This window comes from Sphingomonas sp. Leaf257 (genome assembly GCF_001422185.1).
Taxonomy (GTDB): domain Bacteria; phylum Pseudomonadota; class Alphaproteobacteria; order Sphingomonadales; family Sphingomonadaceae; genus Sphingomonas; species Sphingomonas yabuuchiae.
Map to the genome: position 1 here is coordinate 164,725 of NZ_LMMH01000012.1, position 22,976 is coordinate 187,700.

The following is a 22,976-nucleotide window of genomic DNA, read 5'->3' on the forward strand; positions in this document are numbered from 1 at the left end:
CTGAGAGGCTCCCTACCCTCCCCCCAACCCCCTCCCGCCTGCGGGAGGGGGAGTTCTTGCGGGAGCCCTTACCCCGCCAACGCCTTCTTCAACAGGTCATTCACCACCGCCGGGTTCGCCTTGCCGCCCATCGCCTTCATCGTCTGACCGACGAAGAAGCCGAACAGCGCTTCCTTGCCCGCGCGATACTGGCCCAACTGGTTTGGATTCTTCTCCAGAACCTCGGCGATCACCGCCTCGATCGCGCCGGTGTCGCTGGTCTGCTTGAGGCCGCGTTCCTCGACGATCTTGGACGGACCATCGCCGGTTTCCAGCATGATCTCGAACACCTGCTTGGACAGGCTCCCCGACAGCGTGCCGTCGGCGACCAGGGCCAGCAATTCCGCCGCCTGCGCAGGCGAAACCGGGCTCTCGGTGATGTCCTTGCCCAGCCGATTGAGCGCGCCGAACAGCTCGGCCGCGACCCAGTTGGCCGCCTGCGCAGGCTTGGCGCTCGTGCCTTCCAGCGCATCCAGCAGGCCGTCGAACCAGCGCGCTGTCTCGACCTCGGCGGTCAGCACGCCCGCATTATACGCGGTCAGGCCCAGTGCCTCGTACCGGCGACGCTTGGCGTCGGGCAGTTCAGGTAAGCTGGCACGGCATTCCTCGAGGAACGCGTCGGTCAGTTCCAGGGGCAGCAGGTCGGGATCGGGGAAGTAGCGATAATCATGCGCATCTTCCTTCGACCGCATCGAGCGCGTGGTGCCGCTCTCGACGTTGAACAGGCGCGTCTCCTGGACGATCTTGCCGCCATCCTCCAGTACCGCGACCTGGCGCTTGGCCTCATATTCGATCGCAGCCATCACGAAGCGGACCGAGTTGACGTTCTTCGTCTCGGTCCGCGTGCCGAACTCGTCACCGACTTTACGGACCGACACGTTCACGTCGGCGCGCATCGAGCCTTCTTCCATATTGCCGTCGCAACTACCGACATAGCGGAGAATGGCGCGCAGCTTGCGGAGATAAGCCCCTGCTTCGGCGGGCGAACGCATGTCAGGGCGGCTGACGATCTCCATCAGCGCCACGCCCGAACGGTTGAGGTCGACATAGGAGCGGGTCGGATGCTGGTCGTGCATCAGCTTGCCCGCGTCCTGCTCGACATGGATACGCTCGACGCCGATCGACTTGGTCGGGCCGTCGGGGTTCTTCTCGTCCAGGCTGATCTCGATCGCGCCCTCACCCACCAGCGGGTGGTAGAGCTGGCTGATCTGATAGCCCTGCGGCAGATCGGCGTAGAAGTAATTCTTCCGGTCGAAACGCGACCACTTGTTGATCTGCGCATCGATCGCCATGCCGGTGCGCACCGCCTGGCGGATGCACTCCATATTGGGCACGGGCAACATCCCGGGCATCGCGGCGTCGACCAGCGAGACCTGGGTATTGGGCTCCGCGCCGAACGCGGTCGCCGCGCCGGAGAACAGCTTGGCGTTGGTGGTGACCTGGGCATGGACTTCCAGGCCGATCACGACCTCCCATTCGCCGGTCGCGCCCTGGATGCGATATTCGCTCATGTTCGATCTCGATGATGAAGATAGTTGATCGCCGTCAGGACGGCGTTGCTGCCCAGCAGGGCGACGATCCAGCAGGTCGACAGGATGCGCAGGACGGACGTCTCGAAGCCGAGATTCCGCGCTTCCCGCAACCCGATATAGGCCGCGCCCGCGCCCAGCAGCAGGAACAGGATGCCCAGCCGCACCTCACCGCGCAGGATCACGCTGTTGCCCACGCACAGGCACAGGATGAAGCCCGCCACGCCCAGAAAGAAGCGCGCCAGCGTATGATGGTCGAAGGGCTGGCTTTCCATATGGCTCAGCGACACGCCGACATAGGCGCTGAGGATCGCCCCGAACGCGACGTTCAGGGCGCCCTGCGCCTCCCGCAACACGGCGATGTTGCGGGCCGAAAAGGCTCGGTCGCTTACCACCAGGTCTGCGGACGGGCGGTGAAGCCCGCGCGCTGCTCGATGGCGAGGCCAGCGTTCAGCACGCCCTGCTCGTCCAGCGGCTTGCCGATGATCTGAAGGCCGAGCGGCAGCCCGTCCTTGTCCAACCCGCCCGGCACCGACATGGCGGGCAGCCCGGCCAGCGAGGCGGGCACCGTGAATACGTCGTTGAGATACATGGCCAGCGGATCGGCCTGCTTCTCACCCAGCGCGAACGCCGCCGAGGGCGCGGTCGGGGTGAGGAGCACGTCGCACTCCCCGAAGGCGCGCTCGAAATCGCGGGCGATCAGCGTGCGGACCTTCTGCGCCTGCGTATAATAGGCATCGTAGAAGCCCGCCGACAGGACATAGGTGCCGATCAGGATGCGACGCTTCACCTCGTCGCCGAACCCGGCGGCGCGGGTCGCGGCGTACATGTCTTGCAACCCCGCCCCTTCGGGCAGGTCGCGCAGGCCGTAGCGCACGCCGTCATAGCGGGCTAGGTTAGACGACGCCTCGGCCGGTGCGATGATGTAATAGGCGGGCAGCGCGTATTTGGTGTGCGGCAGCGAGACCTCGACGATCTCCGCCCCCGCATCGCGCAGCCAGTCGATGCCCTGCTGCCACAAGGCTTCGATCTCACCGGGCATGCCGTCGACGCGATATTCCTTGGGCACGCCGACCTTCTTGCCCTTCAGGTCGGTCGACAGCGCGGCTTCCCAGTTGGGGACGTCGAGCTTCAGCGAGGTCGCGTCCTTGGCGTCGAAGCCCGCCATCGCCTCCAGCATGATCGCGCAGTCGCGCACGTCGCGTGCCATCGGCCCCGCCTGGTCGAGCGAGGAGGCGAAGGCGATCGTGCCCCAGCGCGAGCAGCGGCCATAGGTCGGCTTGATACCCGAAATGCCGGTAAAGGCGGCGGGCTGGCGGATCGATCCGCCGGTGTCGGTGCCGGTCGCGCCCGGCGCCAGCCCCGCCGACACCGCGGTCGACGACCCGCCCGACGACCCGCCGGGGGCGAGCGCGGCGGTGTCGTTCGGGCGACGCCAGGGCGAGATGACGTTGCCGAACGCGCTGGTCTCGTTGGAAGAGCCCATGGCGAACTGGTCGAGGTTCAGCTTGCCCAGCATGCCCGCGCCCGCATTCCACAGATTCTGCGAAACCGTCGACTCATAGGGCGGCACGAAGCCTTCCAGGATCTTGCTGGCGGCGGTGGTCGCGACGCCCTTGGTCGCGAACAGATCCTTCATGCCGATCGGCACGCCTGCCAGCGGCTTGAGCGTCTCTCCAGCGGCACGCGCCGCGTCGGCCGCATCGGCGGCGGCGAGCGCGTGCTCCGGGGTCTTGACCAGGAAGGCGTTGAGCGCGTCGGCCCCCGCGACCTTGGCGTTGAACGCCTCGGCGACTTCGCGCGCCTTGAACTGGCCGTCGCGCACGCCGTCGCGGATGGCGGCGATGCCGAGTGTGGTGAGATCAGTCATTATTCGATCACCTTGGGCACCGTGAAGAAGCCATGTTCGGCCTGCGGTGCATTCTGCATGAGGAGGTCGCGGATGCCGCCGTCATTGACGACGTCGTCGCGCAGGCGAAGCTGGTTCGGGATCACCGCGGTCATCGGCTCGACCCCTTGGGTGTCGACCTCGCCGAGCTGCTCGATCCAGCCCAGGATGTTCCCAAGCTCGGGGGCGAGGCGCGTCGCGTCCTCCTCGGTGATCGCGATGCGGGCGAGGCTCGCGATCTTCTTCACGGTTGCGGTATCTACGGACATGGATTTGCGGCTAGCATCGCCGCGCGGCTTCGCGCAACGCTTTTGCCGCCTCGACGATTGCAATGGGGGCAAGTGGGGCATCATGGATAGCAATTGCGGGCCGTCCGATTTTGTTGCACCGCACAACGGAGTGATGATTTGGCGCGCAAATTCCTCTATGTCGTGGCGGCACTCATCGTGCTGACGATCGCCGCCGCCTTTGCTTACCGCCTGTTCGGCAACCAGCTGCTCCGCTGGTCAACGGTGCCGTCCGAGTCGTTCCAGACCCAGGCGGTGACGCGCACCGAGGAATATCGCGACCGCAAGATGTGGCTGGCGCGGCCCGACCTGCCCGGCAATCCGGCGCTATGGGTGCCGACCGGCTACACGCCCGGCCAGCCGGGTCAGGGCGCGGCAATCTTCTTCATCCACCCGACCTCCTATATCAGCAAGGCGCACTGGAACGCGCCGCTCGACGATCCCGAGACCAATGGCCGCGCCGAGCTGTTCCTGCGCGGACAAGCCAGTGCCTTCAACGGAGCGGGCGACATCTGGGCGCCGCGCTATCGCCAGGCGACCTTCGGCGCGTTCCTGACCAGCATGGCGGATGCCGAGCGCGCGCTCGACCTCGCCTATAGCGACGTGGACGCCGCTTTCACTGCCTTCCTGGCGGACGCCGATCCCAAGCGCCCGTTGATCCTGGCGGGGCATAGCCAGGGCGCGCTGCACCTGTCGCGGCTGCTAACCGACCGGGTGGCGAAGACCCCTGCCCTCAAGCGGCGGATCGTTGCGGCCTATGTCGTCGGCTGGCCGATCTCGATGACTGCCGACTTGCCCGCCATGGGATTGCCCGCCTGTGCGACACCCGACCAGACGGGGTGCATCCTAAGCTGGCAGAGCTTCGGCGAGCCTGCCGATCCGTCGTTGATCCTCGACGTGTTCGACCAGACCAACGGCTATACCGGCGCGCCGCGCAAGGGCACCCAGATGCTGTGCACCAACCCGCTGACCGGCACGCCCGGCGTCGCCGCGCCCGCCACCGCCAATCTGGGCACCCTCTATCCGTCCGCCGACCTGAAGACCGCCGCCATCGCCGCAGGCAAGGTCCCCGCCAAGTGCGAGGGACGCGGCATCCTGACCATCGGCGAGGGGCCGAGCGTCGGCCCCTATGTGCTGCCGGGCAACAACTACCACGTATACGACTATAGCCTGTTCTGGGCGAATGTCCGCGCCGATGCGGAGCGCCGTTTGAAAGCCTTTCGATGAGCCTGATCACCACCGACCGTAGCGAATTCCGCGCCGCCCTCCCCTCAGGCGGGCGGCTGATCGGGCTGGACGTCGGCACCAAGACGGTCGGCACCGCCTTGTGCGACGCCGGATGGAGCTTTGCCAGCCCCGCCACCCTGATCCGCCGGACCAAGTTCACCAAGGACAAGGAACAACTGATCGCAATGATCGCCCAGCAGGGTGTGCAGGGCCTGGTCATCGGCCTGCCGCTGAACCTGGACGGCAGCGAGAGCCCGCGTTCGCAATCGACACGCAGTTTCGCCCGCAACTGCGCGGACCTAGGCCCCATATTGCTGTGGGACGAACGCTGGTCGACGGTCGCGGTCGAACGCACGATGATCGAACAGGATATGAGCCGCGCCAAGCGCGCCGAGCGGATCGACAACCTCGCCGCCGCGCATATCCTTCAGGCGGCGATCGACGCGCTGGTGATGGCGTAAGACTATTCCTCCCCTTGCAGGGGAGGTGGCAGGGCGAAGCCCTGACGGAGGGGTGTCGCGCTATCGAGAGGGGGACACCCCTCCGACGCGCGATGCGCGCCACCTCCCCTTGCAGGGGAGGAATAGGTTGCCGCCAAACCGTTGACCGCAAAACGACCGATTTCGGCAGAAATGTCATATATTGGTCTTTAACCAGTCGTTAACCCGTCACGCGAGCCCCCTAGCTGCGCCGCTTCGTACGAAGCCTTGGGGGGCACAGCCGTGAAGCGTTTTTCCGTTCTTTCCCGTTCGATGCTGATGATCGGCGCCGCCGTCATCGCCATGCCCGCCTGGGCGCAGCAGAGTCCGAACCGTCCTCGCCCGAAGCCGCGACAAACGGCGACCAGATCGTCGTCACCGCGACCCGCACCACCCGCTCCTCGGTGGAGTTGGGCGCGGCGGAGATTCAGAAGGTGCTGCCCGGCGCGAACCCGGTGAAGGCGATCCAGACGCTGCCCGGCGTACAGTTCGAGACAGCCGATCCCTGGGGCAATAACGAACAGAATATCGCGTTGTTCGTCCATGGCTTCAACCAGAACCAGCTGGGCTTCACGCTCGACGGCGTGCCGCTGGGCGACCAGTCCTATGGCAATTACAACGGCCTGAGCCCGCAGCGCGCGGTCATCTCCGAAAACGTCGCGCGCGTCCGCCTGACCGCCGGGGCCGCCGACCTGGGGACCGCCTCGGCCAGCAATCTGGGCGGCGGGATCGAGACCTATTCGAGCGATCCGACCGCGACCATGGGCGTCCGCTTCGCGCAGACGCTGGGCAGCTATGACGCCAGCCGCACCTTCCTGCGCATCGATAGCGGCGAGGTCGACGGGCTGGGCGGCACCAACAGCGGCTATCTCTCGGTCGTCCGGCAAAAGGCGCGCGCCTGGGAATTCAATGCCAGGCAGGGCGGGTGGCAGGGCAATGCCAAGTTCGTCCACAAGGGCGAGAACGGCACGCTGACTGGCTATTTCAATATTTCCGACAAGGCCGAGCCCAACCAGGATTCGGTCGCGCACAATGCGGGCGGCCTGGAGCCCTATTATCGCTCGCTGCTCTATCCGAACTGGCAGGCGGCGCTGGCCTATGTCGACGCGAACGGCGCGCCGCCGTCGAACAACCCCAACAACTATATGAACTATTTCGGCGACGCGCAGCGCACCGACTATCTGGGCTATATCAAATATGAGCACCGGTTCGGCGATGCGGTGACATGGACCAACCAGGTCTATTACCATCATGACGAGGGCCAGGGGCAGATTACCGGGCCGATCGCGGCGGCGGGTCTGCCGGGCCTGTTCCGCATCTATTATCCGGGGCAGAATCTGAAGACCGTCTTCGGCGGCTCGGGCTATGCGCTGCGCACCACCGAATATGGCATCGACCGGAAAGGCGCGATCTCGACGCTGGCGATCCGCGCGGGCGACCATGAGATCGAGCTGGGCGGCTGGTACGAGCATAACCGCAACACGATCTTCCGCCGCTGGTACGCCGCCCCCATCGACAACCCGCCCTCGCCCTATGAATGGGCCGATCCGGCGCTTCGCCGCCTGACCCAATATGCCGCGATCACCAAATACGACCTGATCCAGACGCATATCCAGGATCGCTGGCACGTCACCCCTACGGTGACGGTCGAGGCGGGCTTCAAGTCCAGCCTGCAATTCGCCGATGGCCGCGTGCCGACCCAGCCGCTGCCCGGCGCGCTGCCCGGCACCTCGACCGGCTATCCCGAGGGGCGGCTGAATACGAAAAAGTGGTTCCTGCCTGCCGTGGGTGCGATCTGGGACATCACGACCAACGATCAGCTGTTCGGCCATATCCAGAAGAATGTCCGCCAGTTCCAGGCTTCGGTCGCGGCGGGCCTGTCGCCCTTCGCGGTCGGCAGCCAGCAGGCGTTCGACCAGATCAAGGCGAACACCTCGCCCGAGACGTCCTGGACCTATGAGGCAGGCTTGCGCTCGCACCACGCGCTCGACCTCGGCCCGCTGACCGCGATCGAGGCGCAGGTCAGCGCCTATCATGTCGATTTCGACAATCGCCTGCTTCAGATCAGCGCAACGCCGGTCATCGCCTCTGTCATCGGCGGCGTGTCGATCCTGCAGAATGTCGGCCGCGTGCGGACCAACGGCGTCGACGCGGCGGCGACCTTGCGCTTCGGCCCGCACCTGTCGGTCTATAACGCGCTGTCCTATAACAGCTCGAAATACCGCGACAATTATGTCAGCGGCACCACCACCATCGCGACCGCGGGCAAATATGTGCCCAACACCGCCCGCTGGCTGAACAAGACCGTCGTCTCGATCAATGACGGCCCGTTCGAGATTCAGGCGATCGGCGACTATGTCGGCCCGCGCTTTGCGACCTATACCAACGACCAGGGGATCGGCGGGCGTTACCTGCTGAACCTCCAGGCGGGGTACAGCTTGCCGCAGATCGACGGGTTCGGCGTCAAGGACCTGAAGCTGTCGGTCAACGTCACCAACGTGACCAACCGCAAGGGCATTTACGAACTGGTCGTCGGCGCCGCGTCCAAGACCTGGAACAGCTATGCCCAGCCGCCGCGCATGGGCTTCATCACCCTGTCGGGCGCGTTCTGATCCAATCCTCCCCAAGCTCGCTTGGGGAGGGGGACCGCCGCGTAGCGGTGGTGGAGGGGCAAAGCCTGACCCTCTCCACCCCGCCCCTCCACCACGCCCTGCGGGCGCGGTCCCCCTCCCCATCTGGCGATGGGGAGGATTGAGGAATGGGAGGATTCACTTGCCCATCGCGCCGCCGCTCGCTACCCGGCGGCTTTAATGCAGACCTCGGATCATCGCCCCGGCACGCTCATTCAGGGTGGCGCCGTTTTTCCGCACCGGCATCTGACCGGAATCGACGGCCTTCAACCGCATGAGATCATGTTCCTGCTCGACGAGGCGGAACATTGGCTCGATCGCGGCGCAACCGACACGCCCGACACGCGGCTGGCCGGCCTGACCCAGATCAACGCATTCTTCGAGAATTCGACCCGGACGCTGTTGTCCTTCGAGATCGCAGGCAAGCGCCTGGGCGCCGACGTGGTCAACATGCACGCCGCCCAGTCGAGCGTGAAGAAGGGCGAGACGCTGATCGACACGGCGATGACGCTGAACGCGATGCGCGCCGACGTCATCGTGATCCGCCACATGGCGAGCGGTGCGGTGCGCCTGATCGCCGACAAGGTCGACTGCCCTGTTCTGAACGCGGGCGACGGACGGCATGAGCATCCGACGCAAGCCTTGCTCGACATGCTGACCATCCGCCGCCGCCGCGGCAGCGTCGCGGGGCAGAAGGTCGTCATCTGCGGCGATATCCTGCATAGCCGCGTCGCGCGCTCGGACATCCTCGCGCTGACCGCGCTGGCGGCCGAGGTGCGGGTTTGCGCGCCATCGACGCTGATGCCCAAGGGGATCGAGCGGATGTTCGTCACCCCCTTCACCGATTTCGACGAAGCGATCGAGGATGCCGATGTCGTCATGATGCTGCGTGTCCAGAACGAGCGGATGGCGGGCGGGTACATCCCCTCCACCCGCGAATATCGGATGCGCTATGGCCTGACCGCCGAACGCCTGGAGCGCGCCAAGCCCGGCGCGCTGGTCATGCATCCCGGCCCGATGAACCGGGGGGTCGAGATCGACTCGGAGGTGGCGGACGGCCCGCAATCGGCGATTACCGAGCAGGTGGCGATGGGTGTCGCGGTGCGCATGGCGTGCCTGGACGTGCTGACCCGCCGCGCCCGCAAGCTGGAGGGCTGGGCATGAGCGTCACCGCCTTCACCAATGCCACACTGATCTGCCCGGTCGGCGGTGAGATCAAGGGCCAGACCCTGCTGGTCGAGGACGGCGTCATTACGGGCACCGGCGACGTGCCGGAGGGTGCGACGGTCATCGACTGCGGCGGCAAGATGCTCGCCCCCGGCATCGTCGATCTGGGCGTGTTCAAGGTCGACCGCGCCGCCTGTCGCGCGGGCGGCATCGTGCGTATCGGCCTGATGCCCGATCAGTCGCCCGTCCTCGACGATCCCGGTGTGGTGCAGCGTGCCGCGCTGATCGGGCGGCCCGATTTGTGGATTCACCCCATCGCGGCGGCGACCCGCTCGCTGGCGGGAACCGATCTGGCCGAGATGGCGGTCTGCGTCTTGGCTGGCGCGAAGGCGGTCGGCACCGGGCGGGGCTGGATCGCCGATACGGGCGTGATGCACCGGGTGCTCGCTTATGCGGGCGACCTGGGACTGACCGTGATTTCCCATGCCGAAGACGGCGGTCTCGCCGCCGATGCGGTCGCGACCGAGGGCGAGACGGCCAGCCGCCTGGGCCTGCCATCGGCCCCCGCCATCGCCGAGTCGCTCGCCATCGCGCGCGACCTGATGCTGGCGGAAGAGACGGGCGCGAAGCTGCACATCCGGCAGGTGACGACCGCTTCGGGCTTCGACCTGATCCGCGCGGCCAAGCGGCGCGGGGTCAAGGTGACGTGCGGCATCACGCCCGCGCATCTCCACCTGTCCGACATCGCCGTCACCGATTTCCGCACCTATGCCCGCCTCTCGCCGCCCTTGCGCGACGAGAGCGACCGGCAGGCGGCGCTGGCGGCGGTCGCGGACGGGACGGTCGACATCATCGGATCGGGCCATGACCCGCATGGGCCCGAGTCCAAGCGCCTGCCCTTCGTCGACGCCGAGGCAGGCATGGCGGGGGCGGAGACGCTGCTACCGCTGGCGCTGATGCTGGTGCGCGACGATCGGATCACCCTGCCCCGGCTGTTCGCACTGCTGGCGAGCAATCCCGCCAGGGTGCTGGGTCTCGACACCGGCACGCTGGAGCCGGGCAAGCCCGCCGACCTGATGCTGTTCGACGCCGATAAGCCCTGGATGGTGTCGGGTGATGCCTTCGCCTCGGCGGGGAATACGCCGTTCGACGGCTTCCCGGTCCAGGGCCGCGCGCTGCGGCTGTGGAAGGCAGGGCGGGAGATCCACTAAAAATCCTCCCCATCTCCGATGGGGAGGGGGACCGCGCCCGCAGGGCGTGGTGGAGGGGCGGCAACCCCAGCGAGACGCCCCGCCCCTCCACCACCGGACTGACGCCCGGCGGTCCCCCTCCCCAAGCGAGCTTGGGGAGGAATAAAAAAAAGCCCTCCCCGAAATATGTCGGGGAGGGCTTTTTGCTGAGCCGCGAAGGGTTCAGCCGCGACGCGGACCGCGCGGGCCGCCCTGGGTGGGGCGCGGCGAGTAGCGGCGCGGGCCGCCGGGGCCACCGGCGGGGCGGCCGCCCATCGGACGGTTGCCGCCCGGACCGCCACGACGCGCACCGCCATGGCCCGAACCGCCAGCGGGAGGGCCATCGGCCTGCTCGATCGCGATATCGTCCTCGGCATGATCCGCCTCGGTCCGCTTCAGCGCGGCGATGAAGCGAGACGCCAGCGCCGACGGAATTTCGAACAGCGTCTCGTTCGGCTGGATGCGGATCGCACCGATCTCGTTGCGGGTGATGTGCCCGCGACGGCAGATCAGCGGCAGCAGCCAGCGCGGATCGGCATTCTGGCTGCGACCGACGCTCATGCGGAACCAGGCGGTGTCGTCGAACCCTTCGCGACGCTCGCGGGGTGCCGGAGCGTCACCCTCGACCAGTTCCTCGGCCTGGGGCAGCGCGGCACGGTGCGCGCGGACCAGCGCGGCGGCGATGTCCTCAGGCGACTTTTCGGCGAGCAGGCGGGTGGCCAGCTCACGATCGCCCTCATCCACCTCGACCGGCGCCAGAAGGGCCGCCAGCAGACGCTCGCGATCCTGTGCGCGGATTTCCTCGAGCGTCGGCGCACGGCGCCATTCGGCGTCGATGCGCGCACCACGCAGCATGCCCTCGACCCGGCGACGGCGCGGATAGGGAACGATCAGGATCGCGGTGCCCTTGCGACCCGCGCGGCCGGTACGGCCCGAACGGTGCTGAAGCGCCTCGGCATCGCGCGGGATTTCGACGTGGATGACAAGCGTCAGGCCCGGAAGGTCGATGCCGCGTGCCGCCACGTCGGTCGCGACGCAAACGCGCGCGCGACCGTCACGCAGCGCCTGGAGCGCATGGTTCCGCTCGTTCTGCGAATGCTCGCCCGACAGCGCGACCGCGGAGAAACCACGCTCGACCAGGCTGGAATGCAGATGGCGGACATTGTCGCGCGTGGCGCAGAACAGGATCGCGACCTCGGCCTCATGCAGGCGCAGCAGGTTGACCACCGCCGCCTCGATATCGGCAGGCGCCACGGTCACCGCCTGATAGGCGATGTCGGCATGGCCCTTGTCCTCGCTGATCGTCTCGATCCGCTTGGCATTGGTCTGGTAACGCTTGGCGAGCTGCACGATCGGGCGCGGCATGGTCGCCGAGAAGAGGAGCGTGCGGCGCTCGGACGGCGTGCCGTCGAGGATCTGCTCCAGGTCCTCGCGGAAGCCCATGTCGAGCATCTCGTCGGCCTCGTCGAGCACGACGAACTTCAGCGACGACAGGTCGAGCGCGCCGCGCTCCAGATGGTCGCGCAGACGGCCCGGCGTGCCGACGACGATGTGGGTGCCATGGCTGAGCGCGCGGCGTTCGCGCGAGGCGTCCATGCCGCCGACGCAGGTTGCGATGCGCGCACGGGCACCGGCATAAAGCCATTCCAGCTCGCGGCTGACCTGCAGCGCCAGCTCGCGCGTCGGCGCGATGACCAGCGCCATCGGCGCGCCCGGCTGGGGCAGGTGATCGCCGCCGTTCAGCAACTCGCTCGCCATGGCGAGGCCGAAGGCGACGGTCTTGCCCGAACCGGTCTGGGCGGACACGATCAGGTCGCGGCCCTGGGCGTCATCCTCAATGACGGCGGCCTGGACGGGGGTCGGCGCGGTATAGCCACGCGCGGAAAGGGCAGCCGACAATACCGGCGGCAAGGCAGAAAAAGGCATGGGGACTCCAACAGAAAAAGGAGCGCGTACCGCCGAACCAAGGGACCCATCCCTCTCGGTTGGCGGATACACCCATGCGGCACGGGTGATTGTTTGCGTTCCGTGAAAGCGTGGCCCTTTACACCAATTGGCGAGAAACTCAAGCCGTGCTTGCGGTGAACCGAATGGCCCGCCATGGAGCCGTGCCATGACCCTGCGCGTTGATCCCCGATGAGTGTCGCCTTTCGCCGCGAATCCGATGAGGAACATCTCGAACCCAAATTCGAGCTGCCCATTCCGCCCGGCCCCAATCTGGTCACGCCGCGTGGGTTGGAACTGACCCGCGCCAAGGTGGCAGAGGTCGAGGCCGCCGCCGCCGCCGCGACCGACGACGAGGAACGCACCCGGCTCCAGCGCGAACTGCGCTATTGGAACACCCGCGCCGCCACGGCGGAACTGGCGCCCGCTCCCGCCGAGGATGAAGTGGGAATCGGCAGCACGGTGACGATCCGGCTCAACGGCCGGACCAAGACGCTGACCATCGTCGGCCATGACGAGGCCGATCCCACGCACGACCGCATCGCCTATGCCGCGCCGCTGGCGCGCGCGCTGATGGGGGCGATGGCGGGGGAAATGGTGGCGTTCGGGGGGAAAGCGGATGCGGTAGAGGTGGTGGAGGTAAGGTAGTCGCCTTCCTCTTCCTTCTGCATCCCCTCCCGCAAGCGGGAGGGGCGTGCCAAGCGGCTACCGTAAACGCTATCTCTAGCGCCCGATCCCTTCTAAACCGCCGCCATGCAACACTATGACGCGATCATCCTTGGCGCGGGGGCGGCGGGGCTTATGGCTGCCGCCACCGCCGGGCAGCGGGGGCGGCGGGTGCTGGTCGTCGACCATGCCGATGCGCCGGGCAAGAAGATCCTGATCTCCGGCGGCGGGCGGTGCAACTTCACCAATATCGGGACCGTGCCCGACCGCTTCCTGTCGGCGAACCCGCATTTCGCCAAGTCGGCGCTGGGCCGCTACACCCCCAACGACTTTCTGCAACTGGTCGAGGCGCATGGCATCGCCTGGCATGAAAAGACGCTGGGCCAGTTGTTCTGCGACGGCTCGGCGCGGCAGATCGTGGCGATGCTGCTCGACGAATGCGACCGGGCGGCGCGGTCCGGCGGCGTGGTCGACATCGCGCTCGGCCAGCCGGTCGAGGCGGTCGCGCATGACGGGACGCGGTTCCGCGTGACGCGCGGCGGCCAGGCCTTCACCGCCCCCCGCCTGATCGTCGCGACCGGGGGGCCGAGCATCCCGAAGATGGGAGCGACCGGCTATGCCTATGACCTGGCCCGCCAGTTCGCGCTGAAGGTGGTCGAGCCGCGCCCTGCCCTCGTCCCCCTGACGCTGGGCGGCGAGGAGACGCTCTTCCGCTCGCTCTCGGGCGTCGCGTCGGAGGTCGTCGCGCGGGCGGGCAAGACCCGCTTCCGCGAGGCGGCGCTGTTCACCCATCGCGGCCTGTCCGGCCCGGCGATCCTGCAAGTGTCGTCCTATTGGCGGCATGGCGAGGCCATAGGCATCGACTTCCTGCCCGACTGCGCGCCCGACTGGCTGGTCGCCTTGAAGCGCAGCGCCCCACGCACCAGCGTACGCCGGGCGCTCGGCCAGCATCTGCCCGACCGGCTGGCCGAGACGCTGGCGGAGCGGTTGGCGCTTCCCGCGGAACTGGGCGCGGCGACCGACAAGCTGCTTGCGGCGGCACAGGGACGGCTCGCCGACTGGACCTTCCATCCCAATGGCAGCGAGGGTTATGCCAAGGCCGAGGTGACGGTCGGCGGTGTCTCCACCGCCGGGCTGTCATCCCGCACGATGGAGGCCAAGGCGGTGCCGGGGTTGCACTTCGTCGGCGAGGCGGTGGACGTGACCGGCTGGCTGGGCGGGTACAACTTTCAATGGGCCTGGGCGAGCGGCCGCGCGGCGGGCGAGGCGGTTTGATTTGGAAACTCGCTGAACGCACGTTTTCAAAAAAACGCTCAGAGCGAGGCGATGCCGATCCCCGGCCGCGCCCATTGCGCCATATGGTCGTCGGCCTGACGCCGGACGAAGCAGGCGCCCCCCGCCGCGCGATAGCGATGACAGAGGGAGTCGGCATCGGCGCGGCTGAGCCCGCCAACGGAGAGGCGGTAAAGCTGCTCGCCCGAAAGGCGCACCGTGCCGCTTTGCGGGGCATAGCCCGACAGGCCATCGAAACGGCGGGTGAGTTGGTCCCACGCCTTTTGCGCGCCGTCCGCCTTGCCGAAGGCACCGATCTGGACATTCCAGTCGCCACGACGCCGCGTGACGACGCGCCGTTCCTCGGCCCGGCGAAGCAGGGCGGGCGCGGTGACGGGGCCTGCGGCGATACGTTCAATGCTGGCTTGCGGTTCGTCATCCCGCCGGGCCAGCAACAGGCTCGACGGTGCAGTCCGCGCGGTGCGTTCGGGAGTCATGGGCAGCGGCTGGACGGTCTCCTGCTGCGCGGCGAAGACGGTCCGCGCCGCCGCCGGTTCAGCGGCGTCGGGCGCGGGCTCTGCGACGACCGGCTGGGGCAGCGCCTGGACCATGTCCTGTACTACCGCCGCCGAGGGAGCGGCGTTCAGCGCCAGCATGATCGGCTGGCCGGTGTCGACTGTCGGCTTCACGCCCAGCAGGGACGAAACCATGTCGGCCGGGCTGGCATTGGCGAAGTCCGCCCATTCGCGCATCCGCACCTCGACATCCGCCGGAGCCATGTCGGCCGACGCCGCCATTCGCGCCATATCCCACTGTCCCGACAGCGCCAGCGCCAGCGCGAGGTTCTGCCGCGCCTTGACGCTCGCCCCCGGCTCCCGCGTGGCGGCGGTCAGCAGGCGGACGCCGTCGCCCGGCGCTCCGGCCAGCGCCAGCGCCAGCCCCAGATCGGCGGTGGGAATGGCGGCGGCATGCTGGTCCAGCAATGCCTTTGCGCCCGCCCCATTGCCGCCCGCGATCATCGCCAGGGCCAGGTTCAGTGCGGCACGGCCATCCGCCGGATCGATCTGCAACGCGTCGGTAAAGGCCTGCCGCGCCGAGGCGAAACGCCCGGCCTGAAGATAGCTCTGCCCCAAGAGCGAACGATAGCCCGCATCCTTGGGTTCGGCCGCGACCAGCCGCTCGGCCAGCGCCACGGCGGCGTCGCCGTCGCGCTGCGCCAGCACCCGGCGGGTCTGGTCGGCGAGCGCGGCGCACGTCCGTGCCGGGCTGGCCTGCGTGTTCAGCCGCGCCGTGCGCGGGCCGGTCGCGGTGCAGCCCCCCAGAATCAACACGCCGACGCTGCAGGACAGGAGAGTGCGGAACGTGGTCATCTTGGTCATCCGGTTCAGCCCAGGGGGAAGGCGGTCGATACGCCCGGCGCATGACCCGTTTCCCCGATCGGCCGCCACGCTAGCCCCCCAGCCTATAAGGAACGGTTAACCCCTTCATTGAGCGCTTTACCCTTGCCCGGCAGCGCGGCATGGATGGCGTGCAACAAGGGCGGAAGGACGAAGGATAATGCGCAGATTCCCGATCGGCGGCATGGTCGCGCCCGCCGCTCTTCTGGCCGCATTTCTGGTCGCCACCCCTGTGCTGGCGGTGCCGGATGTGAAGGCCGGGGTCGATGCCTGGGCACAGGGCGATTATCGCAAAGCGGTCGAGGAATGGCGCGGTCCCGCCGTGGCGGGGGATGCCGACGCGCAGTTCAACCTGGCCCAGGCCTATAAGCTGGGTCGTGGCGTGCCGCTCGATCCCACGCTTGCCGAAAGCTGGTTCCGCAAGGCCGCCGTTCAGGGCCATATCCAGGCCACCGACAATTATGGCCTCGCACTGTTCCAATCGGGCAAGAAGGCCGAAGCCGCGCCCTGGCTGGAAAAGTCGATCGCGCATGGCGAGCCGCGCGCGCAGCTGGTGCTGGGCACGATGCTGTTCAACGGCGACGGCGTGCCGCGCGACTATCCGCGCGCCTATGCCCTGATGACGCTGGCGTCGCAGGCGGGATTGCAAGCCGCGTCGCAGACGCTGGCGCAGATGGACCAGTATATCACCCCGCCCGACCGCCAGCACGGCGTCGAGCTGGCCCAGCAATATCGCGCCCGCCTGGCCGCTCTGCCCGCCCCCGCCGCCAGCGGGCCGAAACGGGTGACGGTCGGCTCCGAACCGACACCGGTCAAGGCGACCGATACTCCGGCCCGTACCGCTGCGCAGACCCGCCCGACGGTACAGCCGGTGCCGGTCATGCCGTCACGCCCAGCGACGTCCGGCTATGGCGCGAGCTATCCGGCGCCCGGCACGCCCGCAAGCCAGACGCCGCCGGTCCGCGAGGAGGCGTCCGACCTGATCGACCGGCGCAAGCCCGCTGCACCGCCGCCCGCACGGGCCACCGCGCCGCGTCCCGCCAAGCCGACACCGGCTCGCGCGACCAGCGGGCCATGGCGTATCCAACTCGGCGCCTTCCGCGATCGCGGCAATGCCGACGCGCTCTGGCAGCGGGTGCGCGGTCGCCTCAGCGGTGCGCAGCCCTATTTCGTGACGGCAGGCGGTGTCACCCGGCTTCAGGCGGGCGGCTATGCCAATCGCGTCTCCGCGCAAGCCGCGTGCAGCCGCTCGGGCCAGCCTTGCGTGGTGGTCGCGCCGTAAGGCCCAAAGGCCTCCGCCAGTTACGGGGACCTGGCTGCCGAGACCGACCACACTCTCCATCGACCCCGGCGAAGGCCGGGGTCCCGTTTCGGCCCGATCGGCCCGATCGGATGGAAGGGCTGACGCTGGGCAACTGGATCCCGGCCTCCGTCGGGACGGTGCCGGAATGTCTCGAAGCCCGCCCCTTCCAGCCGATAAGGGAAGCCTCGGGCACCCTTTAACCCACTACCCACTCCGCGCTCGGAATGCCCTGCGCATAAAGCAGCGCGGTCAGGTCGCCATGGTCGATCCGCGCCGCCGCCGCGCCCGCGACGATCGGCTTGGCGCGGTATGCGACGCCCAGGCCCGCCCGGCGGATCATCGCCAGGTCGTTGGCCCCGTCGCCCACCGCCATGCTCTCCGCCGCGTCGATGCGCAGTTCGTCGAGCGCGGCGAGCAGCGTCTTTTCCTTGGTGTCCGAGCCCACGATGGGCTTGCGTACCGTGCCGGTCAGCTTGCCGTGCGCGATTTCGAGGTAGTTGGCGATGGCGCGGTCGAAGCCGATTTCGGCCGCGACCGGCTCGGCGAAGCGGGTGAAGCCGCCCGACACCAGAATGGCGTGGCCGCCCCGCGCCTTCATCGTGCGGACCAGCGCACGGGCACCCGCCATCAGCGTGACCCGCTCGGCCAGACATTGTTCGATGACGCTCTCGTCTAGTCCTTCGAGCAGGGCAACCCGCGCGTCGAGCGCGGCGGCAAAGTCGAGTTCGCCCCGCATGGCGCGCTCGGTCACCTCGGCGACCTGCTCCTTGATCCCGGCATAATCCGCCAGTTCGTCGATGCACTCGACGGTGATCATGGTCGAATCCATGTCGGCGACCAGAAGGCGCTTTTCCCGATTGGCGGCAGGCTGGACAATGACATCGAGCGTCAGGTCCTGTCCATATCCGCCCTTGGCGATCGCACAGGCGCGCTGCTTCATTCCGTTTGCGAGTTCCGCGCAGTCGCTCGCCGAAAAGCCGTTAGCGGGTTGGAACGTCAGATCGAACGCGCGGCCTTCGTCCAGCCACTCCCCCGAAACCAGCCGTCCCGCCGTCGATTCGCCATCGAATTCGTAGGCGACGTCAGAAAGCATCGCGGCGTCGAAGGTCTGATCGGCTATGTAGGTCGCAATGAACACAATGGCTCTCCCGAATGTCGCGCTCATTGCAGGGCCGACCGCCAGCGGCAAGTCCGCATTGGCGCTCGATCTGGCGAAGGTGACCGGCGGCACGATCATCAATGCCGATTCGGCGCAGGTGTACCGGGACCTGTCGATCCTGACCGCCCGCCCCTCGGTGTCGGAGGAAGCGCAGGCCCCGCACCGGCTATTCGGCCATGTCGACGGGGCGGACACCGGCTATTCGGCGGCGCGCTGGGCGGCCGAGGCGCGCGCGGCGATCGACGACAGCGTGGCGGCGGGATCGCTGCCGATCCTGGTCGGCGGCACCGGCCTTTATATGCGCACCCTGCTCGACGGCATCGCGCCCGTGCCAGAGATCGCCCCCGCCATCCGCGCCGAGGTTCGCGCCCTGCCCGTCGCCGAAGCCCATGAAGCCCTGTCGCGCGAAGACCCCATCGCCGCCGCCCGGCTCAACCCCGCCGACACCACCCGCGTCGCCCGCGCGCTGGAGGTGGTGCGTTCGACCGGCCGGCCGCTGAACGAATGGCAGGCCCGCAAGGAAGGCGGCATCGGCGACCGCATCACCCTGTCTGCCGTGATCCTGCTGCCCGACCGCGACTGGCTGAACGCGCGGATCGACCGGCGTTTCGGCGAGATGCTGGACGAAGGAATGGACGAAGCCGCCACGCTGCTCGCTCGTCCCGACCTGCCCGCCGACGCCCCCATCCGCCGCGCGATCGGCGTGCCGGAGGCCGCCGCGCTGCTGGCGGGCACCATGACCCGCGCCGAGGCCGAGGCGGCGGGGGCGCTCGCCACAAGGCGTTACGCCAAAAGGCAATTTACCTGGTTCCGCCACCAGCCCGGCCCCGGCTGGACCGTGATTTCCGACACGGCGCCCGATGTGCGTCGCAGCATAATAGAAACTTTATTGCGCAATTGACGGTTGACGCGCACTTTTTAAACTTGTAGCCGCGCCATTCCCGACACGCCCCGTCAGCGGGCACGGATGCAGAAGGACGAAGATGATGACCGAGAAAAGCGGAGCCGATATCCTGGTCGAGGCGCTGTGCGATCTCGGCGTGGAGGTCGTCTTCGGCTATCCGGGTGGTGCGGTGCTGCCGATCTATGACGCCATGTTCCGATCGAAGCGCATCCGCCACATTCTCGTCCGCCACGAACAGGCGGCGACCCATGCGGCGGAGGGCTATGCCCGCTCCACCGGTAAGCCCGGCGTGGTGCTCGTCACCTCCGGTCCCGGCGCGACCAATGCGGTCACCGGCATCACCGACGCGCTGCTCGATTCGATCCCGATGGTGGTCATCACCGGCCAGGTGCCGACCGCGCTGATCGGCACCGACGCGTTCCAGGAAGCCGATACCGTCGGCATCACGCGCCACTGCTCCAAGCACAATTACCTGGTGAAGGACCCCGCGCGCCTGGGCGAGGTGGTGCATGAGGCGTTCCACATCGCGACCTCGGGCCGTCCCGGCCCGGTCGTGATCGACATTCCCAAGGACGTTCAGGTCGCCACCGCCCGCTATCAGAAGCCGGGTCCAATCCGTCACAAGACCTATCGCCCGCAGGTGAAGGCCGACCAGAGCCAGATCGAGCAGCTGGTCGACATGCTGGCGGCCGCCGAACGCCCGATCCTCTATACCGGCGGCGGTATCATCAATTCGGGTCCCGCCGCGTCGCAACTGCTGCGTGAACTGGCCCGCATCACCGGCGCACCCGTGACCTCGACCCTGATGGGCCTGGGCGCCTTCCCGGCCAGCGATCCCCAATGGCTGGGCATGCTGGGGATGCACGGCACCTACGAAGCCAATATGGCGATGAACCAGGCCGACCTCGTGGTGGCGCTAGGCAGCCGGTTCGACGACCGCGTGACCGGCCGGCTGGACGCGTTCAGCCCGAACAGCCGCAAGGTCCATGTCGATATCGACCGGTCGAGCGTGAACAAGAATGTCCGCGTCGACTTGGCCATCATCGCCGATGTCGGCCACGCGCTGGAGGATGCGGTGCGCATCTGGAAGTCGCGCCAGCATCCCAAGCCCGACACCACCGAGTGGCAGCGCCGCATCGCGGGCTGGCGCGCGGTCGGCTGCCTGTCCTTCCCCGAGGCGGGCGACGCGATCATGCCGCAGCGCGCGATCCGTGCGCTCTACGACGCGACCAAGGCGCGTCAGCCGATCATCACCACCGAGGTCGGCCAGCACCAGATGTGGGCCGCCCAGCATTTCGGCTTCGAAAAGCCCAATAAGTGGCTGACGTCGGGTGGTCTGGGCACCATGGGTTACGGCCTGCCCGCCGCGATCGGTGCGCAGCTCGGCAATCCCGGTGCGCTGGTCATCGACATCGCCGGTGAAGCCTCGATCCAGATGAACATCCAGGAACTGGCGACGGCGACGCAATATCGCCTGCCGGTCAAGATCTTCATCCTGAACAACGAATATATGGGCATGGTCCGCCAGTGGCAGGAACTGACCTATGAGAGCCGCTATGCCGAGAGCTATTCGGACAGCTTGCCCGATTTCGTGAAGCTGGGTGAGGCCTATGGCTGGAAGGGCATATTGATCGAGCATCGGCACGAGCTGGAGGACGGCATCGCCGCGATGCTGGACCATGACGGGCCGGTGATCGTCGACTGCCGCGTGGCCAAGCTGGCCAACTGCTTCCCGATGATCCCGAGCGGCGCGGCGCATACCGACATGATCCTGCAGGCCAATGAGGTATCGGGCACCATGGACGACGAGGCCAAGGCGCTGGTTTGACCTTGAAGCTCCTCCCCGGCACGGGGAGGGGGACCGTGACGCGAAGCGGCACGGTGGAGGGGGATCGCCGCGCAGGACAGCATGAGTGGAGAGCCCCCTCCACCATGCTCCGCATGGTCCCCCTCCCCGTTCCGGGGAGGAATATGGAATGCACATCAAGACCGAACAGGTGGAACGCCACACGCTGGCGGTGATCGTCGACAACGAACCGGGCATTCTCGCGCGGATCGCGGGTCTGTTCACCGCGCGCGGCTATAACATCGAGAGCCTGACCGTGTCGGAGATTACCGCCGACAAGGCCGTCAGCCGCATCACCATCGTCACCAGCGCCTCGCCGCCGGTGATGGAGCAGATCATCGCCCAGCTCGACCGGCTGGTCCCCGTCCACAAGGTCGCCGACCTGACCGTACTGGGCGACCATGTCGAGCGCGAGCTGGCGCTGGTGAAGGTGTCGGGCACCGGCGACCGCCGGATCGAGGCGCTGCGCCTCGCCGAAGTCTATCGCGCCCGTGTGGTCGACGCGACGATCTCCAGCTTCGTGTTCGAAGTCACCGGCGGCATCGCCAAGATCGACAAGTTCGTCGAGCTGATGGGCGAAGTCGGCCTGGTCGAGGTCGCCCGCACCGGCATCGCCGCCATCTCGCGCGGCGCCGAAGCGGCCTGAGTCGCCTCCTAATCTTCAAACTATCATGAGGCCGCAAGCGGCCCAGCCATTTCGAAAGGGAAGTCCAATGCGTGTGTATTACGATCGCGACGCCGATCTGAACCTGATCTCCGAGAAGAACATCGCCATCCTGGGTTACGGGTCGCAGGGCCATGCCCATGCGCAGAACCTGCGCGATTCGGGCGTCAAGAATGTCGCGATCGCGCTGCGCCCCGGTTCGGCCTCGGCCGCCAAGGCGGAAGCGGCGGGCTTCAAGGTCCTGTCGAACAAGGAAGCGGCCGGCTGGGCCGACATCCTGATGATCCTGGCCCCCGACGAGCATCAGGCCGCAATCTATGACGCCGACCTGAAGGGCAACATGAAGCCCGGCGCCGCGCTCGCCTTCGCGCACGGCCTGAACGTGCATTTCGGCCTGATCGAGCCGCCTGCGGACATCGACGTCATCATGATCGCCCCCAAGGGCCCCGGCCACACCGTGCGCAGCGAATATGTGCGCGGCGGCGGCGTGCCCTGCCTGATCGCGATCCATCAGGACGCCAGCGGCAATGCGCATGACGTCGCGCTGGCCTATGCCAGCGGCGTCGGCGGCGGCCGTTCGGGCATCATCGAGACGAACTTCCGCGAAGAGTGCGAAACCGATCTGTTCGGCGAGCAGGCCGTGCTGTGCGGCGGCGCGACCGCGCTGGTCCAGGCGGGCTTCGAAACGCTGGTCGAGGCGGGCTATGCCCCCGAAATGGCCTATTTCGAGTGCCTTCACGAACTGAAGCTGATCGTCGACCTGATGTATGAGGGCGGCATCGCGAACATGCGCTACTCGATCTCGAACACCGCCGAGTACGGCGACATCAAGACCGGCCCGCGCATCATCACCGAAGAGACCAAGAAGGAAATGAAGCGCGTCCTCGCCGACATCCAGTCGGGCCGCTTCGTGAAGGACTTCGTGCTCGACAACCGCGCCGGCCAGCCCGAACTGAAGGCCAGCCGCATCGCCGCCAAGCGTCACCCGATCGAACAGGTCGGCAGCGAACTCCGCGCGATGATGCCGTGGATCGGCGCGAACAAGCTGGTGGACAAGGCGAAGAACTGATTTGTTCTGGGGGTGGGCTCGGTGAGACACCGTGGCCCTCCCCCACCCCAGTTTCAGGCAAACGATGCCCCGCATCGTTTAGGTCATGCCGGGGGCATGACCGACCTGAAACTCGCCTGCGGGAGGGGCGTGCCTGTGGCTGCGGCAAGGACCTGACCAACCTTACAGCCCGTCGATAGCTGCGGTCATGTGTAAGGGCGGCCCAGCGGCGCTCCCCTCCCGCAAGCGGGAGGGGATGGGGGAGGGAAAGGGGCCTCGCAGAGACCGCCCTCCCCAC

19 protein-coding genes are annotated in these 22,976 nt (G+C 67.5%); 12 read left to right on the forward strand and 7 right to left on the reverse strand.

Translation table 11 applies throughout. The annotated features are described in order from the left end of the window. Positions 1-68: 68 nt before the first annotated feature. From gatB to gatC, 4 genes are read right to left on the reverse strand one after another with little or no spacing between them, the layout of a single operon-like run. Positions 69-1,550: an Asp-tRNA(Asn)/Glu-tRNA(Gln) amidotransferase subunit GatB gene (gatB, locus tag ASF14_RS08565; protein ID WP_056434127.1), complete on the reverse strand. Its 1,482-nt coding sequence runs from the start codon at positions 1,548-1,550 to the stop codon at positions 69-71. Next, a complete protein-coding gene (locus ASF14_RS08570) occupies positions 1,547-1,963 on the reverse strand; it encodes a hypothetical protein (RefSeq protein ID WP_201780562.1) in 417 nt (138 codons plus the stop codon). Before ASF14_RS08570 ends, gatB begins: the two co-directional genes overlap by 4 nt. After that, positions 1,957-3,438, reverse strand: a complete 1,482-nt coding sequence (gatA, locus tag ASF14_RS08575; RefSeq protein ID WP_056434132.1) for an Asp-tRNA(Asn)/Glu-tRNA(Gln) amidotransferase subunit GatA — start codon at positions 3,436-3,438, stop codon at positions 1,957-1,959. The genes ASF14_RS08570 and gatA overlap by 7 nt, the downstream gene beginning before the upstream one ends. Beyond that, the gene (gatC, locus tag ASF14_RS08580) at positions 3,438-3,725 is read right to left on the reverse strand and encodes an Asp-tRNA(Asn)/Glu-tRNA(Gln) amidotransferase subunit GatC (RefSeq protein WP_037568622.1); all 288 of its coding nucleotides are present in this window, start codon (positions 3,723-3,725) and stop codon (positions 3,438-3,440) included. Before gatC ends, gatA begins: the two co-directional genes overlap by 1 nt. 138 nt (positions 3,726-3,863) lie before the next feature. On the opposite strand from gatC, the gene ASF14_RS08585 reads away from it, so the two are divergent. From ASF14_RS08585 to ASF14_RS08605, 5 genes are all read left to right on the forward strand, one after another. Continuing rightward, a complete protein-coding gene (locus ASF14_RS08585; protein ID WP_056434134.1) occupies positions 3,864-4,970 on the forward strand; it encodes a DUF3089 domain-containing protein in 1,107 nt (368 codons plus the stop codon). After that, positions 4,967-5,431: a Holliday junction resolvase RuvX gene (gene ruvX, locus ASF14_RS08590; protein WP_172839681.1), complete on the forward strand. Its 465-nt coding sequence runs from the start codon at positions 4,967-4,969 to the stop codon at positions 5,429-5,431. The genes ASF14_RS08585 and ruvX overlap by 4 nt, the downstream gene beginning before the upstream one ends. Positions 5,432-5,853: 422 nt before the next feature. Beyond that, positions 5,854-8,061, forward strand: coding sequence for a TonB-dependent receptor (locus ASF14_RS08595; RefSeq protein WP_201780563.1), 2,208 nt, complete (start codon positions 5,854-5,856; stop codon positions 8,059-8,061). A 198-nt stretch (positions 8,062-8,259) separates the two neighbouring features. After that, a complete protein-coding gene (locus ASF14_RS08600; protein ID WP_056434136.1) occupies positions 8,260-9,243 on the forward strand; it encodes an aspartate carbamoyltransferase catalytic subunit in 984 nt (327 codons plus the stop codon). Continuing rightward, the gene (locus ASF14_RS08605; protein ID WP_056434139.1) at positions 9,240-10,457 is read left to right on the forward strand and encodes a dihydroorotase; all 1,218 of its coding nucleotides are present in this window, start codon (positions 9,240-9,242) and stop codon (positions 10,455-10,457) included. Before ASF14_RS08600 ends, ASF14_RS08605 begins: the two co-directional genes overlap by 4 nt. A gap of 201 nt (positions 10,458-10,658) precedes the next feature. Here the strand turns inward: ASF14_RS08605 and ASF14_RS08610 are convergent, their stop codons facing one another. Then, entirely contained in the window at positions 10,659-12,401 is a 1,743-nt protein-coding gene (locus ASF14_RS08610) for a DEAD/DEAH box helicase (protein ID WP_056434141.1), read from the reverse strand. A gap of 210 nt (positions 12,402-12,611) precedes the next feature. Here ASF14_RS08610 and ASF14_RS08615 point away from each other — a divergent pair, with 210 nt between their 5' ends. Then, positions 12,612-13,067 carry a GreA/GreB family elongation factor gene (locus ASF14_RS08615; RefSeq protein ID WP_056434143.1) on the forward strand — a complete coding sequence of 152 codons (456 nt, stop codon included), beginning with the start codon at positions 12,612-12,614 and terminating at the stop codon, positions 13,065-13,067. A 105-nt stretch (positions 13,068-13,172) separates the two neighbouring features. Next, entirely contained in the window at positions 13,173-14,360 is a 1,188-nt protein-coding gene (locus ASF14_RS08620) for an NAD(P)/FAD-dependent oxidoreductase (protein WP_056434145.1), read from the forward strand. 38 nt (positions 14,361-14,398) lie between these two features. On the opposite strand, the gene ASF14_RS08625 is transcribed toward ASF14_RS08620, so the two are convergent. After that, positions 14,399-15,736, reverse strand: coding sequence for an SPOR domain-containing protein (locus tag ASF14_RS08625; protein WP_056434147.1), 1,338 nt, complete (start codon positions 15,734-15,736; stop codon positions 14,399-14,401). A gap of 178 nt (positions 15,737-15,914) precedes the next feature. On the opposite strand from ASF14_RS08625, the gene ASF14_RS08630 reads away from it, so the two are divergent. Beyond that, positions 15,915-17,036, forward strand: coding sequence for an SPOR domain-containing protein (locus ASF14_RS08630; protein ID WP_056434149.1), 1,122 nt, complete (start codon positions 15,915-15,917; stop codon positions 17,034-17,036). 217 nt (positions 17,037-17,253) lie between these two features. On the opposite strand, the gene serB is transcribed toward ASF14_RS08630, so the two are convergent. Next, positions 17,254-18,195, reverse strand: coding sequence for a phosphoserine phosphatase SerB (serB, locus tag ASF14_RS08635; RefSeq protein WP_443025773.1), 942 nt, complete (start codon positions 18,193-18,195; stop codon positions 17,254-17,256). Between serB and miaA the strand changes: the two genes are divergently transcribed. The 4 genes from miaA to ilvC all read left to right on the forward strand — a co-directional run bounded on the left by miaA (position 18,188) and on the right by ilvC (position 22,699). Then, positions 18,188-19,117 (forward strand): tRNA (adenosine(37)-N6)-dimethylallyltransferase MiaA, encoded by a 930-nt coding sequence (gene miaA / locus ASF14_RS08640; RefSeq protein ID WP_236696998.1) that lies wholly within the window; start codon positions 18,188-18,190, stop codon positions 19,115-19,117. The genes serB and miaA overlap by 8 nt on opposite strands. An 85-nt stretch (positions 19,118-19,202) precedes the next feature. Then, complete coding sequence (locus ASF14_RS08645) at positions 19,203-20,948, forward strand: acetolactate synthase 3 large subunit (protein WP_056434572.1); 1,746 nt, start codon at positions 19,203-19,205, stop codon at positions 20,946-20,948. A 148-nt stretch (positions 20,949-21,096) separates the two neighbouring features. Then, positions 21,097-21,612, forward strand: a complete 516-nt coding sequence (ilvN, locus tag ASF14_RS08650) for an acetolactate synthase small subunit (protein WP_056434153.1) — start codon at positions 21,097-21,099, stop codon at positions 21,610-21,612. A 67-nt stretch (positions 21,613-21,679) separates the two neighbouring features. Beyond that, positions 21,680-22,699 (forward strand): ketol-acid reductoisomerase, encoded by a 1,020-nt coding sequence (ilvC, locus tag ASF14_RS08655; RefSeq protein ID WP_056434154.1) that lies wholly within the window; start codon positions 21,680-21,682, stop codon positions 22,697-22,699. Positions 22,700-22,976 lie beyond the last annotated feature (277 nt).